Origin of the sequence: Halomonas saccharevitans (assembly GCF_032333995.1) — a bacterium.
GTDB classification, from domain to species: Bacteria; Pseudomonadota; Gammaproteobacteria; order Pseudomonadales; family Halomonadaceae; genus Halomonas; species Halomonas saccharevitans.
The window spans coordinates 95739-110174 of the sequence record NZ_JAVXUR010000005.1 but is presented as its reverse complement, the minus strand read 5'-3'; the positions used below and the strand labels follow the sequence as shown (position 1 = coordinate 110174).

General features: G+C 70.7%; 12 protein-coding genes and 1 other RNA gene. All 13 read right to left on the bottom strand.

Translation table 11 applies throughout. The features are described 5' to 3' along the window. Positions 1-2 precede the first annotated feature (2 nt). Positions 3-920, bottom strand: a complete 918-nt coding sequence (locus RSO68_RS13105) for a D-alanine--D-alanine ligase (protein WP_089846125.1) — start codon at positions 918-920, stop codon at positions 3-5. Continuing rightward, positions 917-2329, bottom strand: coding sequence for a UDP-N-acetylmuramate--L-alanine ligase (murC, locus tag RSO68_RS13100; protein ID WP_315587010.1), 1413 nt, complete (start codon positions 2327-2329; stop codon positions 917-919). The genes RSO68_RS13105 and murC overlap by 4 nt, the downstream gene beginning before the upstream one ends. A 61-nt stretch (positions 2330-2390) precedes the next feature. Then, entirely contained in the window at positions 2391-3476 is a 1086-nt protein-coding gene (murG, locus tag RSO68_RS13095) for an undecaprenyldiphospho-muramoylpentapeptide beta-N-acetylglucosaminyltransferase (RefSeq protein ID WP_315586890.1), read from the bottom strand. Beyond that, positions 3473-4696, bottom strand: a complete 1224-nt coding sequence (gene ftsW, locus RSO68_RS13090) for a putative lipid II flippase FtsW (RefSeq protein WP_315586889.1) — start codon at positions 4694-4696, stop codon at positions 3473-3475. Before ftsW ends, murG begins: the two co-directional genes overlap by 4 nt. Then, a complete protein-coding gene (gene murD, locus RSO68_RS13085; RefSeq protein WP_315586888.1) occupies positions 4693-6069 on the bottom strand; it encodes a UDP-N-acetylmuramoyl-L-alanine--D-glutamate ligase in 1377 nt (458 codons plus the stop codon). Before murD ends, ftsW begins: the two co-directional genes overlap by 4 nt. A 41-nt stretch (positions 6070-6110) precedes the next feature. Further along, entirely contained in the window at positions 6111-7193 is a 1083-nt protein-coding gene (mraY, locus tag RSO68_RS13080; RefSeq protein WP_089846115.1) for a phospho-N-acetylmuramoyl-pentapeptide-transferase, read from the bottom strand. 9 nt (positions 7194-7202) lie between these two features. Next, entirely contained in the window at positions 7203-8570 is a 1368-nt protein-coding gene (locus tag RSO68_RS13075; RefSeq protein WP_315586887.1) for a UDP-N-acetylmuramoyl-tripeptide--D-alanyl-D-alanine ligase, read from the bottom strand. After that, positions 8567-10075 carry a UDP-N-acetylmuramoyl-L-alanyl-D-glutamate--2,6-diaminopimelate ligase gene (locus tag RSO68_RS13070; RefSeq protein ID WP_315586886.1) on the bottom strand — a complete coding sequence of 503 codons (1509 nt, stop codon included), beginning with the start codon at positions 10073-10075 and terminating at the stop codon, positions 8567-8569. Before RSO68_RS13070 ends, RSO68_RS13075 begins: the two co-directional genes overlap by 4 nt. 22 nt (positions 10076-10097) lie before the next feature. After that, positions 10098-11813, bottom strand: a complete 1716-nt coding sequence (locus RSO68_RS13065; RefSeq protein WP_089846108.1) for a peptidoglycan D,D-transpeptidase FtsI family protein — start codon at positions 11811-11813, stop codon at positions 10098-10100. After that, positions 11810-12136: a cell division protein FtsL gene (gene ftsL / locus RSO68_RS13060; protein ID WP_315586885.1), complete on the bottom strand. Its 327-nt coding sequence runs from the start codon at positions 12134-12136 to the stop codon at positions 11810-11812. The genes RSO68_RS13065 and ftsL overlap by 4 nt, the downstream gene beginning before the upstream one ends. A gap of 8 nt (positions 12137-12144) precedes the next feature. Further along, a complete protein-coding gene (rsmH, locus tag RSO68_RS13055; protein WP_315586884.1) occupies positions 12145-13101 on the bottom strand; it encodes a 16S rRNA (cytosine(1402)-N(4))-methyltransferase RsmH in 957 nt (318 codons plus the stop codon). A gap of 53 nt (positions 13102-13154) precedes the next feature. Next, positions 13155-13521, bottom strand: an RNA gene (rnpB, locus tag RSO68_RS13050) — RNase P RNA component class A. A gap of 32 nt (positions 13522-13553) precedes the next feature. Continuing rightward, positions 13554-14411 carry a 16S rRNA (cytidine(1402)-2'-O)-methyltransferase gene (gene rsmI, locus RSO68_RS13045; protein ID WP_315586883.1) on the bottom strand — a complete coding sequence of 286 codons (858 nt, stop codon included), beginning with the start codon at positions 14409-14411 and terminating at the stop codon, positions 13554-13556. Positions 14412-14436: the final 25 nt, after the last annotated feature.

Below are 14436 nucleotides of genomic sequence, written 5' to 3'. Positions count from 1 at the left end.
GGCTAGCGTCGCTCCCCAGCCGTGGCGAGGATACGCAACACCAGGGCATCGAAATCGATGCCGGCATGAGCCGCCGACTGAGGCACCAGGCTGTGGTCGGTCATGCCCGGCACGGTATTGACCTCAATCAGCCAGAAGCGACCTGTTCCATCGCGCATCACATCGATGCGCCCCCAGCCTTCGGCGCCGATGGCCGCGAAGGCGTCGCGACAGAGCATGGCGAGTTCGGCCTCTTCGTCGGCGGAGAGGCCGCACGGCAGGTGGTAGCGCGTGTCGTCGGAGACGTACTTGGCCTCGTAGTCGTAGAAGCCGCCGGGCACCTCGACGCGGATGGCCGGCAGGACCTCGTCGCCGAGCAGCGACACGGTGTATTCCGCCCCCTCGATGAAGCGCTCGGCCATCACCCGAGCATCGAAACGCGCCGCGTCGCGGTAGGCCGCCTCGAGGGCATCGCGGCTGTCGACGATGCTGATGCCCAGGGTCGAACCCTCGTGGACCGGCTTGACGATCAGCGGCAGGCCGAGCCGATCGACCACCGCCTGCCAGTCGGCATCGGGGCCGAGCATCACGCTCTCTGGGGTCGGCAGGCCCAGCGCCTGCCAGACCAGCTTGGTGCGCTGCTTGTCCATGCCCAGCGCCGAGGCCAGCACGCCACTGCCGGTGTAGGGAATATCCAGCAGTTCAAGCGCCCCCTGCAGGGTGCCGTCCTCGCCACCGCGGCCATGCAGGGCGATGAAGACGCGGTCCGGCATCAGCGCCTCGAGGCCCACCAGCCCGCCGTCGGCGGGATCAAAGCCGATGGCATCCACGCCCTGGCGCTTGAGCGCCGCCAGCACGGCGGCCCCGCTCTTCAGCGACACCTCGCGCTCAGCGGACTCGCCGCCGAAGAGCACCGCCACGCGGCCCATGTCGCGGTTCATAGCGTCACCTCGTCGAGATTCAGGGCGGCATCGCTCAGGCGCTGGGCGATGCCGCCCACGTCACCGGCTCCCTGGGTGATCAGGATATCGTCGGGACGCAGCACCCGCGCCAGCAGTCCCGGCAGCTCGCTCTTGTCCTGCACGAAGATCGGATCGACCGCGCCACGCTGGCGAATCGAGCCGGCCAGGGTGCGGCCATCGGCGCCGGCCAGCGGCGTCTCCCCCGCGCTGTAGACATCGAGTAGCAGCAGGGTATCGACCCCGGCCAGCACGCGCACGAAATCCTCATAGAGGTCGCGGGTGCGCGAGTAGCGGTGCGGCTGGTAGACCATCACCAGGCGCCGGTCGGGCCAGCCCGCCCGAACCGCGTCGATCACCATCTCCACCTCGCGGGGGTGGTGGCCGTAGTCGTCGACCAGCATCACCTGGCCCTCGCCCTCGGGGGCGAGATAGTGGCCATGCACCTGGAAGCGACGCCCCACGCCCTCGAAATGCCGCAGCCCGCTGAGGATGGCGTCGTCGGAGACGCCGGCGTCGCTCGCCACGACGATCGCCGCCATGGCGTTGAGCGCGTTGTGGCGGCCCGGCATGGCCAGGCGCACCTCGAGGGGCGCCAGCCCCTCGGGGCGCACCGCGGTGAAACGCACCTCGCCGGCCCGCTGATCGAAGTCCTCGATACGGTAGTCGGCGTCCTCGCTGAAGCCGTAGGTCACGAAGCGTCGGCTGACCCGGTCGAGCAGGCCGCGCACGTGGGGATCGTCGATGCACAGGATCGCCAGGCCGTAGAACGGAAGGTTGTGCAGGAACTCGATGAAGGCGCCCTTGAGCCGCTCGAAGTCGCCGCCATAGGTAGCCATGTGGTCGGCGTCGATGTTGGTGACGATGGACACCATGGGCTGCAGGTGCAGGAAGGAGGCGTCCGATTCGTCGGCCTCAGCCACCAGATAGTCGCCCTCGCCCAGCCGTGCGTTGGTACCGGCGCTGGTCAGCTTCCCGCCGATCACGAAGGTGGGATCGAGCCCACCCTCGCCGAGCAGGGTCGCCGTGAGGCTGGTAGTGGTGGTCTTGCCGTGGGTGCCGGCCACGGCGATGCCGTGGCGAAAGCGCATCAGCTCGGCAAGCATCTCGGCGCGACGCACCACCGGCACGCGGTGCTCATGGGCCCAGCGAATCTCGGGGTTGGTCTCGTCCACCGCGGTTGAGACCACCACCACATCGGCGCCCGCGGCATTGTCGGCGGCGTGGCCCAGGGCCACGCGGATGCCGCACTCTTGCAGCCGGGCCACCACTGGCGAGGCCTTCAGGTCGCTGCCGCTGACCGCATAGCCTTGGTTGGCCAGCACCTCGGCAATGCCGCACATGCCGGCCCCGCCGATGCCGACGAAGTGGATGCGTCGGATCCGGCGCATGCCAAGCCCGCGGCCGGGGTGCGGGGGTGTCGCCTGGCCGGGAACCGGCCCGAGGGTCTCATCACTCAAAACCTGTCTCCATGCAACCGGCCACCAGGCGCTCGACGGCGTCGAGATGGGCACCGGCTCGGGCCCGTGCCGCCATGGTGGCGAGAGTGTCGGGGTCCAGCAGCGTCGCCAGGCACTCGGCCAGCGTCGCTGCGCTCATTTCCTGCTGGGGCATCAGTCGGGCCGCCTGCTGCTCGACCAGGGCCCGGGCGTTGGCCGTCTGGTGATCGTCCACCGCGTGGGGGAAGGGCACGAAGAGCGCCGGCTTGGCCGCGGCGGCGAGCTCCGCCACGGTCAGGGCGCCGGCCCGACAGACCACCAGGTCGGCCCAGTCATAAGCCGCCGCCATATCGTCAATGAAGGCCGACACCTCGGCCTCGACGCCCTGCGCCTCGAAGGCCTCGCGGGTCGCCTGATCCTTGTCGCGCCCGGCCTGGTGACGCACCTCGGGCCGGCGCTCTTCGGGCAGGGTAGCCAGCGCTTCGGGCAGGCACTCGTTGAGGGCCTTGGCGCCCAGCGAGCCGCCCACTACCAGCAGGCGCAGGCGCCGTCCCACCATCTCGGCGGCGCTTCTCGGTACCCGGCCAAGCTCCGCGATCTCGGCGCGTACCGGGTTGCCGATCACCTCGGCCCGGCCGGGAAAGGCCTGGGGAAAGGCGGCGTAGACGCGGCGCGCCAGGCGCGAGAGAGCGCGATTGGTCAGGCCGGCCACAGCGTTCTGCTCATGGATCACCAGCGGGCGGCGCATCAGCCAGGCTGCCAGCCCGCCGGGGCCGCTGGCGAAGCCGCCCAGGCCGACGACCAGCTGGGGGTCGACCTCGCGGATGACTTGCCGCGCCTGCCAGACCGAGCGCGCGAGGTTCAGCGGCGCCAGCAACCAGCCGGCCAGGCCGTTGCCGCGCAGGCCGCTCACCGCGATCCGCGACAGGGGTATGCCGGCCTCGGGGACCAGGCGGTTCTCGATGCCCCGCGGGCTGCCGAGCCAGGCGACCTCGATGCCCTCCTCGGCAAGTCCACGGGCCAGCGAGAGCGCGGGAATGACGTGGCCGCCGGTGCCGCCGGCCATGATCAGGACACGACGTCCTGGCTGTCGACTCATGAGGTACTTCCTTGTGTCTTGCCGCCGCGGGGTGTCTTGCCTGACGAGGTCCGCCGGGCCGTGGGACGCCCACGCCGGCGGACCTCGCGGGTCTCGATGTCGGCGCGCAGCAGCAGGGCGACCATCGCGCTGCTCACCACCAGGCTCGACCCCCCGTAGCTGAGCAGCGGCAGGGTCAGCCCCTTGGTGGGCAGCATACCGGTGCTCACGGCAATATTGATGAAGGCCTGGGCGCCGATCACCAGGGCGAAGCCGTAGCTCACGTAGGCGGCGAAGGCCAGGCCGGCGAGCTCGGCGCGGCGCCCCACCGCCATGGCGCGCCAGATCAGCAGGGCGAATAGCCCCACCACGGCGATGGCGCCGACCAGGCCGAGCTCCTCGGCGAGCACCGCGAAGACGAAGTCGGTATGGGCCTCGGGCAGGTAGAAGAGCTTTTGCACGCTGTTGCCGAGCCCCATGCCCAGCCAGTGGCCCCGCCCGAAGGCGATCAGCGCCTGGGTCAGCTGGTAGCCGCTGGCAAACTGGTCGGCCCAGGGGTCGGCGAAGCTCGTCAGGCGCGCCATCCGGTAGGGCTCGGCCACGGCGGCCAGGGCGCCGAGCAGGCCCACCAGTAACAGCAGCACCAAAAAGCGTCCCCAGGGCGCGCCGGCCATCAGCAGCATGCCCATCACCGCGCCGGTCATCACCACCACGGCACCGTAGTCGGGCTCGAGGATCAGCAGCCCCGCCACCACGGCCATTACCGCCAGAGGGCGCAGGAAGGCGCCCCACTCGCGGCGCACCTGGGGCAGGAAACGCTCCAGATAGCCGGCCACATAGATGATCAGGCAGAACTTGGCGACCTCGGAGGCCTGCAGGTTAACGGGCACGCCGGGCAGCGAGAGCCAGCGACGGCTGCCGTTGACCTCGCGGCCCACCAGCAGCACCAGCGCCAGCAGCGAGAGCCCCACCAGCAGCAGCAGCGGGCCGTTGGCCTTCCACCAGGCCAGCGGCACGCGCAGGGCCAGCGCCCCGACGGCCAGCGCCGCCAGCAGGAAGGTCCCGTGACGCAGGCTGAAGTACCAGGCGTTGCCGGTCAGGCTCGAGGCGACCTCGCTGGAGGCCGAGGTCACCATCACCCAGCCGATCAGCAGCAGCGACAGCGCGGCCAGCACCAGCCAGCCATCGAAGGGCTGGTCGGCGGTACTCAGGCGCTGGCGAACACGCGCGAGCCGGCTCATGGCGTCGCCTCCACCCGCTCGAGCACCGCGCGTCGGAAGGCCTCGCCGCGGGCCTGATAGTCGCGGAACTGGTCGAGGCTCGCGCAGGCCGGCGAGAGCAGCACGCAGTCGCCCGGCTCGGCGATCTCGGCGGCACGGGCCATCGCCGCCTCCAGGTCGTCGACCCGCATCAACGGCAGGCCACCCGCCAGCACGGCCTCGAGGCGCGAGGCATCCTCACCGAAGAGGATCGCCTCGCGACCGTGCCGGGCCAGCGGTGCCGCCAGGGGTCGGAAATCGGCGCCCTTGCCTACCCCGCCGGCCAGCAGGATCAGCCGTCCCTCGAGGGTCGGCCCCAGGCCCGCGATGGCGGCCAGGGTCGCCCCGACGTTGGTGCCCTTGGAGTCGTTGATCCAGCGCACGCCGTCGATCTCGGCGATCAGCTCACCGCGGTGGGGCAGCCCGGGAAAGCGCCGCAGCACCGCGAGCATCGCGGCGAGCGGCAGCCCGAGCCGGGTGCCCATCGCCAGGGCGGCGAGCGCATTGGCCTGGTTATGGCGACCCGGCAGGCGCATCTCGGCGGCGGGCATCAGCGGCGTGTCGCCGTGCATCAGCCAGTCGACCTCTTGAAAGCGCCCGATCCCCCACTCCCCCTGCTCGGGGTCTCCCGTGGTGAAGCGCTCCTCGGCGGGCAGCAGCGTTGCCGGCCAGGTCATGGGGTCCTCGGCGTTGATCACGCCGTGCCGGGCGCCGCGGAAGATGCCCCGCTTGGCGTCGCGGTAGCCGGCCATGTCGCCGTGACGGTCGAGGTGATCCTCGGAGAGGTTGAGGAAGGCCGCCGTCTCGGCGCCGAGCCGCGGCGTGGTCTCGAGCTGAAAGCTGGAGAGCTCCAGCACGAAGAGCTCGGCATCGGGCGCCTCGACCAGCAGGTCCAGGGCCGGGGTGCCGAGGTTGCCGCCCACGGCGACACGGCGTCCGGCCTCGCGGGCCATCTCGCCGACCAGGGTGGTGACCGTGGACTTGGCGTTCGAACCGGTAATGGCGGCGATGGGCGAACGGGCCGCGCGCACGAAGAGTGCGATCTCTCCGACCAGCAGCGGCTCACCGGTGGCCTCTCGAGTTCGCCCGGAAAGCACGGCGAGCCCCGGCGTGACCGGATCGACCCCCGGGCTCAGCACCACCTCCTCGACCCCTGAGAGGTCCAGGTCGGTGAGCGGCCCGCCGTGGAAGGCGACGCCCGGATGGGCAGCGCGAAAGTCCTCCAGCCCGGGCGGCGCGGCACGGGTGTCGGCGACCATGAAGGGCACGCCGAGCCGGCTCAGGTGACGACAGATGGCCCGTCCGGAGAGCCCGAGCCCGACCACCAGCGTCACTCCGTTCGGTACCTTGAGCATGTTGCGCTCCTTGCGGATGGCGGTTCGGCCCCGAGAGGCGATCAGCGGACCTTGAGGGTGGCCAGGCCGATCAGCACCAGCACCACGGTGATGATCCAGAAGCGCACGATGACGCGCGGCTCCGGCCAGCCCTTGAGCTCGTAGTGGTGGTGCAGCGGCGCCATGCGGAAGATGCGGCGCCCGGTCAGCTTGTAGGAGCCCACCTGCAGGATCACCGAGACGGTCTCCATGACGAAGATCCCGCCCATAATGAACAGCACCACCTCCTGGCGCACGATCACCGCCACCACGCCCAGGGCCGCGCCCAGGGCCAGCGCACCCACGTCGCCCATGAAGACCTGGGCCGGGTAGGTGTTGAACCACAGGAAACCGAGGCCCGCCCCGGCGATGGTGGCACAGAACACCGCCAGCTCGCCGGCGCCGGGAATGAAGGGGATCTGGAGGTAGTCGGAGAACACCGTGTTGCCGCTGGCATAGGCGAACACTGCGAGCCCCATGGCCACCAGCACGGTGGGCATGATCGCCAGGCCGTCGAGGCCGTCGGTGAGGTTGACCGCGTTGGAGCTGCCGACGATGACGAGGTAGGTCAGCACCACGTAGAAGACGCCCAGCGGCAGCACGAACTCCTTGAACACCGGCACGATCAGGCTGGTCTCCACCGGCGAGGCCGCCGTGACATAGAGCAGCACGGCCGCCGAGAGGCCGATCAGCGACTGCCAGAAATACTTCCAGCGGGCCGGCAGTCCGCGCGGATTCTTCTCCACCACCTTGCGGAAGTCGTCGACCCAGCCGATGGCGCCGAAGCCCAGCGTCACGGCCAGCACCAGCCATACGTAGTGGTTGGTCAGGTCACCCCACAGCAGGGTGCTTACCGCGATGGCCATCAGGATCATCGCGCCGCCCATGGTCGGGGTGCCGGCCTTGGAGAGGTGCGACTGGGGACCGTCGTCGCGTACCGCCTGGCCGATCTGGCGCTCCACCAGGCGGCGGATCATCACCGGACCGAGCCACAGGCAGAGCACCAGGGCGGTCAGGGTCCCCAGGATCATGCGCAGGGTCAGGTAGTCGAAAACGTTGAAGGCACTCTGGAATTGCGCCAGGAAGTCAGCCAGAAAGAGCAGCATGTATTGCGTTCACCTTGAAGCATCCGCGCGCAGGGCGGCCACGACGTGTTCCATGCCGGCACTGCGCGAGCCCTTGACCAGCACGCTGGCCCCGGGCGGTAGATGGTGGAGGACGTGGCGCGTGAGCGCCTCCCGATCGTCGAAGTGGGTCCCGCCTTCACCGAAGGCCTGGCTGGCCGGTCGTGCCGGCTCGCCCAGGGTACCCAGGAAGTCGATTCCCCGTTCCCGCGCATAGTGTCCGAGCTCGGCGTGCAGCCGGTCGGACTCACCCCCCAGTTCTCCCATGGCGCCGAGCAGGCACCAGTGCGGCCCGGGCAGCGTCACGAGGACATCGAGCGCCGCCTTCACCGCGCCGGGGTTGGCATTGTAAGTATCGTCCAAGAGTCGGGTGGACTTGAGGCCCTCCACGGCGCTCAGTCGGCCCGGCATCGGCACAACCGCCTCGAGGCCGGCCAGCACGTCGGCCTCGGCAAGCCCCATGGCCAGCGCCGCGGCCGCGGCGGCCAGGGCGTTAGCCACGTTGTGGCGCCCCATCAGGGCCAGCCGCAGCCGACCGATCTCGCGGCCGTCCCGGACAAGCGTGAAAGCATAGCGGCCATGGGCGTCGCAGGCCAGCGCCTCGGCGCGCACGCGCGCCAGGGAATCCAGCCCGAAGTCGAGCACCTCCCGGGGCGCGGCGAGGCACGCCCAGGTGGAGAAGAAGGCGTCATCGCGATTGAGCACCGCCACGCCGTCGTCGGGCAGGCCGGTGAGGATCTCCGCCTTGGCCTGGGCGATGCGCCCCGTGCCGCCGAACTCGCCGACGTGGGCGCCGGTGACGTTGGTGATGATCGCCACCCGGGGCGCGGCCAGCGCCGAGGTCCAGGCGATCTCGCCAAGATGGTTGGCGCCGAGCTCCACCACCGCCTGGCGATGGCTCGCCTCGAGGGCCAGCAGCGTCAGCGGTGCGCCGATATCGTTGTTGAGGTTGCCCTGGGTGGCGAGCGTCGCGCCGCGGCGACTCAGCAGGGTCGCCAGCATCTGCTTGACCGTGGTCTTGCCGCTGTTGCCGGTGACGGCGACCAGGTCCCCGCCCCAGGCCCGGCGGCGTACCCGGGCGAGCAGCCCCAGGGCGAGCCGGGTGTCGGCCACCACCAGCTGAGGCAGCGGGTCGTCCACCGGGCGCTCGACCAGCGCCGCCACGGCGCCGGCCTCGCGCGCCTGGGCCACGAAGTCGTGGGCGTCGAAGCGCTCGCCGACGAGCGCCACGAACAGCGCCCCGTGGGCGAGTCGCCGGGTATCGGTGACGATCGCGCCGATGTCGACATCCTCGACGGGCTGGGGCAGCCCGAGGGCCGCCGCGACCTCGGCCAGCGTGCCCAGGCCGATGCCGCTCATCGCGCGCGCTCCTCGACTCGGCGCTCTAGGGCGCGCTCGGCCTCGGCGAGATCCGAGAAGCCGTGGCGCACGCCTGTCACCTCCTGATAGTCCTCGTGGCCCTTGCCCGCGATCAGCACCACGTCGTCGGGAGCGGCCTCGGCCAGCACCCGAGCGATGGCCGCACCGCGACCGTCGACCTCGAGCACTTCCCGCGACGGACCGTCGTGAAGGCCCGCGAGTATCTGGGCGCGAATCGCCTCGGGCGCCTCGCCGCGCGGATTGTCGTCAGTCACCACCAGCACATCGGCATGGCGTGCCGCGGCCTGGGCCATCAGCGGACGCTTGCCGCTGTCGCGATCGCCGCCGCAGCCAAACAGGCACCACAGCCTCCCCTCGCCCGGCAGGTGTGCGCGCAACGCCGCCAGGGCATTGTCCAGGGCGGCCGGGGTATGGGCATAGTCGATGACCACCGTGGGGGCGCCCGCACGCGTCAGCGGCTCCATGCGCCCCGGCACCGGGGCAAGCTCGGCCGCCGCCGCGAAGAGCGCCTCGAGGGAGTGCCCCAGGCCGTGCAGGGTGGCGATGGCCAGCAGCACGTTGTCCAGGTTGAAGCGACCCATCAGCGCAAGCTCGAGCTCACGCTCGCCGTCGGGGGTGGCGATCAACGCGCGCTGGCCGCCGCCGTGGGCGAGCCACTCGACGACGCGCAGGGTCACCGCCTCGTCCTTGCCCACCGCGAGCACGCGCACGCCGCGGTGCACGCCGGCAAGCATCAGGCGCGCCAGGGGATCGTCGCCGTTGACCACGGCGAGCTCGAGCTCATGGCGACGAAACAGCCGCGCCTTGGCGGCGGCATAGGCCGCCATGCTGCCGTGGTAGTCCAGGTGATCGCGGCTCAGGTTGGTGAACACCGCCGCCCGCACGCTTGCGCCATCGAGACGCCCCTGCTCCAGGGCATGGGAAGAGGCCTCCATGGCGACCCGCGTCACGCCCTCGGCGGCCAGCTCGCCCAGCGCCGCCTGCAGCGCCAGGGGGCCGGGCGTGGTCAGGCTGCCCGCCGTCAGGGCGCCGGGGCGGCCGTGGCCCAGGGTGCCGATCAGGCCTGCATCCACGCCGAGGGTTTGGCTCAGCGCGGCAAGGTAGTGCGTCACCGAGCTCTTGCCGTTAGTACCGGTCACCCCGATCAGCGCCATCTCCTTGGGAACGCCGAAGAGCACCCGGCCCAGCTCGCCCTGCGCCTCGCGCAGCCCGGCAAGCCACAGCACCCGGTCGCTGTCCGGCCCGGGCGTGCCGTCATCGTGGGCCAGCACCAGCACCGCCCCGGCGGCCAGCGCCTGGTCGATGAAGTCGCGACCGTCGACCGTCACGCCGGGCACCGCGACGAAGACATCGCCCGCGGCGACTCGGCGACTGTCGAGGACCAGGCGAAGCGTGTCGGGCAGGCGGACGCCTGCCAGGGCGTGGCGGCAGTCTGGCCAGAGGCCGATCAGGCCCGCTTCGAGTCGCTCGGCACTCAGCTGCATCTCGTCTCTCCTGGCGTTGCCATCATTCATCTTGCGCCCGGGCATCCGGGGGCACGTCGAGCAGGCGCAGGGCGTTGCCGGCCACCCGCGAGAAGACCGGGGCCGCCACCGCCCCGCCGTAATAGCTGTCGCCCCGCGGGTGGTCGATCATCACCACGGTGACGATCCGCGGGTCCGAGACCGGGGCGATGCCGACGAACAGGCCGCGATAGGCCTTCTCCTGATACCCCCCGGCGGTGTTCTTGCGCACGGTGCCGGTCTTGCCGGCGACCCGGTAGCCCGGCACCAGGGCCCGCCGGGCACCGGTGCCCGGCGCAACGACCCGATCCATCATCCCGAGTACCCGTCGGGCTACCTCCGGGTCGATGACCGGCTCGCCGGCCGGTGGCTCGGCGAGCTTGAGCAGCGAGGGCGGCAGCCGCCGCCCCTCGTTGGCAATGGCGGTGAAGGCGCTGGCCAGCTGCAGTGCCGAGGTCGACAGGCCGTAGCCGTACGCGAGCGCCGCCCACTGACTGCTCGACCAGCGCACGGGCGCCGGGATGCTGCCGGTGGCCTCTCCGGGAAAGCCGGTACCCGGGCTCTGCCCCAGGCCCAGGGCGCGATAGGTAGCGGGGATCACCGGCTCCTCCAGGCGCAGGGCCAGCTTGGACATGCCGACGTTCGAGGATTTCCTGAGGATGCCGGCCAGGTCCAGCTCACCGTAGTTGCGGATGTCTTTGATGGTAAAGCGGTCGATGACCATCCAGCCCGGCGAGGTGTCGACCACCGTGTCCGGCGAGACCGCGCCGTGCTCGATCATCGACGCCATGGCCAGCGGCTTCACCACCGACCCCGGCTCGTAGGTATCGACGATGGCCCGGTTGCGCAGCCCCTGGGGATCGAGCCCGGCCCGGTCGTTGGGGTTGTAGGAGGGCTGGTTGGCCATGGCCAGCACCTCGCCGCTGCGGGCATCGAGCATCACCACGCTGCCGCCGTCGGCATCGTGCTCGGCGACCGCGGCCTTGAGCTCGCGATAGGCCATGTACTGCAGGCGCTGATCCAGCGCCAGGGTCAGATCGCCGCCGGGCTGCGCCTCCTGCAGCAGCTCCAGGTCACGCACCAGACGACCGCGACGGTCCTTGAGCACCCGGCGCTTGCCGGGCACGCCGGCAAGGTAGGACTGATAGGCGAGTTCGAGGCCCTCCTGACCCAGATCGTCGATGTTGGTCACCCCCAGCAGCTGGGCGCTCACCTCGCCCGCCGGGTAGTAACGCTTGTACTCCTCGCGGGCGTGAACGCCGGGCACGCGCAGGGCCAGCACCCGCTGGGCCGCCTCGGGGGTCATGCGGCGCCGCAGGTACATGAACTCACGTGTCGAGTAGCGCGCGATACGCTCGTTGAGGGTGTCGAGCTCCTGCCCCAGGGCGTTGGCCAGCATCAGGCGCTGGATGTCGTCGTCCGGCAGGTCCTGAGGATTGGCCCAGAGGGTCACCACCGGCGTGGAGATGGCCAGCGGCTCGCCGTGGCGGTCGGTGATCATGCCACGATGGGCGGGGATGGTGTCGGTACGCAGGGTGCGGGCATCGCCCTGCCCCTGCAGGAAGGGGCGGTCGAAGACGTGCAGGTCGACGATGCGCCCGGCCAGCAGGGCCAGCCCCAGCAGCACCAGGGTCATCATCACCCGATAGCGCGCCTTGCCCATGGGGGCCGTGGGCGGGGGGCGACGCGGCGTCACGCCGCTGCGCGCGTCGGCGCTCATGGCTGAATGACCTCGACCTCGTCGATATCGGGCAGGCGCATCTCGAGGCGTTCCTGGGCCAGGCGCTCGATGCGCGCCGGCGAGGACCAGGCGCTCTCCTCGAGCAGCAGCTGTCCCCATTCGGTCTGCAGCTGCTGCTGCTCGCGCTCGAGCTCCTGCAGGCGGGCGTACTGATCGCGGGTCAGGTGGCTGGTGGTGATCACCGCCAGGGACGAGACCAGGCAGACCGCCATCAGCAGCGCGACCAGCACCAGCGCCGGCGACGCGCAGAGGCGCAGGGGCCACCCGAAGGAAGAGGTTACCGCGAAGCGTCCCGGTGCCATGGCGAGCCTCAGTATCGCTTGCGCGCTACACGCATCACCGCGCTACGCGCCCGGGGATTCTCCTGAACCTCCTCGGCGGAGGGGCGACGCGCCTTGCCCAGCGACTCGAGGCGCCGCTTGAGCTGATCGTCGCGGACCGGGATGCCCCGCGGCAGGTCGGTATCACCGCGCACGTGGTCGCGGATGAAGCGCTTGACTCGCCGATCCTCCAGCGAGTGGAAGCTGATCACCACCAGATGCCCACCCGGTGCGAGGGCCTCGAGGGCCGCATCGAGAGCGGCATCAAGCTGGTCGAGCTCGCCATTGACCTGGATGCGCAGCGCCTGGAAGACCCGGGTCGCGGGGTGCTTGCCCTTCTCCCAGGCGGGATGGGCGGCCTTGACCACCTCGGCGAGATCCGCGGTGCGCTCGAAGGGACGCTCGACGCGCCGCGCCAGGATGGCTCGGGTCAGGCGGCGAGCGAAGCGCTCCTCGCCGTAGCTCTTGAAGACGCGCACGATCTCACTTTCACTGGCGCGCGCCAGGAAGTCGGCGGCACTCTCGCCGTGCTCGGGATCCATGCGCATGTCCAGCGGGCCGTCGCGCAGGAAGCTGAAGCCGCGCTCGGGGTCGTCGAGCTGGGGCGAGGAGACGCCGACGTCGAGCAGCACCCCGGAGAGCCGACCGTGGAGGCCACGGTGTTCGGCGATCTCGTCGAGTCGGGCGAACTCGCCGCGCTCGATGGCGAAGCGGGGATCGGTGATGGTGCCGGCCTCGGCGATCGCCTGGGGATCGCGGTCGATGGCCAGCAGCTGCCCCGCGGGGCCGAGCCGCTCGAGGATGGCGCGGGAATGGCCGCCGCGACCGAAGGTGCCATCGAGATAGATCCCGTCGGCATCGTGGATCAGCGCCTCCACGGCGCCATCGAGCAGCACGCTGGCATGGCAAAAGCCGCGGACGGGCTGTTCAGGGGCGGATGGCGGCATGCACTTCTCGATGGTGGGATGCTTGAGAGGCCGTTCGCGACGGCAATGTTCGGAGTGGGAGTCGGCCGATAAGCCGGGTTCTGTCGTGGACAGTCATTCCTCTAGGGGCCGCGTCACCACGGCCCTCCAGCAACCTACCCGAACCCAGCGCGGGCCACGCCATGGGGTTCCTATTTGGTCTTGCTCCGAGTGGGGTTTACCGTGCCACGCACTGTTGCCAGGCGCGCGGTGCGCTCTTACCGCACCCTTTCACCCTTACCGGCCTCCCGAAGGAGACGTAGGCGGTCTACTCTCTGCTGCACTTTCCGTCGGCTCACGCCGCCCAGGCGTTACCTGGCACTCTGCCCTATGGAGCCCGGACTTTCCTCCCCCACCGCCGACCCGGGGATCGGCGATGGCGGCGACTGTCTGGCCAACTCCCGCGGCAAGGATACCAGCGCCCGGGCGCCGCCTCAATGACCGTCCTTGAGCGCCTGCGCCCTGGCATACCACTCCTTCTTCACGCCGCCCAGCACCCGCGAGGCCACAGCGGCGACCTGTTTGACCCCCACCCCCTCGGCGAGCAGGGCCTTGAGCAGGGCCTCGGCCTCCACCGCCGTCTGCTCGGCATTATCGCGGCGAGCGGCGCCGGCGATCATCACCACGAACTCGCCGCGGGCCTGATCCGGGTCCGCCTCCATGCGGGCGAGCAGCTCCCGGGCACTGCCATCGAGGAAGGTCTCAAAGGTCTTGGTCAACTCCCGGGCCAGCACCACTCGGCGCTCGCCCAGCACGCACCCCAGATCGGCCAGGGTGTCGCGGATCCGGTGGGGCGACTCGTAGAACGCCAGGGTCTCCTCCCGGTCGGCGAGCGCCTCCAGCCGCGCACGCCGAGCCCCTCCCTTTGCCGGCAAGAAGCCCTGGAAGAGGAAGCGGTCGGTGGGCAGCCCCGCCGCACAGAGGGCCGCGACCAGAGCACAGGGCCCCGGCAGCGGGACGATACGGCGCCCCCGCGCCCGGAGCTCGCGCACCAGCACGAACCCCGGATCGCTGATCAGCGGCGTGCCGGCATCGGAGATCAGGGCGACGTCCTCGCCAGCCGCGAGCCGGGCGTCCAGGGTGTCGACTCGCGCGGCCTCATTGTGCTCGTGCAGCGAAAGCATCGGGCGCGACAGCCCCAGGTGGCGCAGCAATCGGCCGCTGTGACGGGTATCCTCGGCGGCAATCAGCGCCACCTCGCCGAGCACCCGGGCGGCCCTCGGGCTCAGGTCGTCCAGATTCCCAATCGGCGTGGCGACCACGTACAATGAACCGGCAGGCGTATCGGACATCTCGACTCCTCGATGCTCTGGTGGG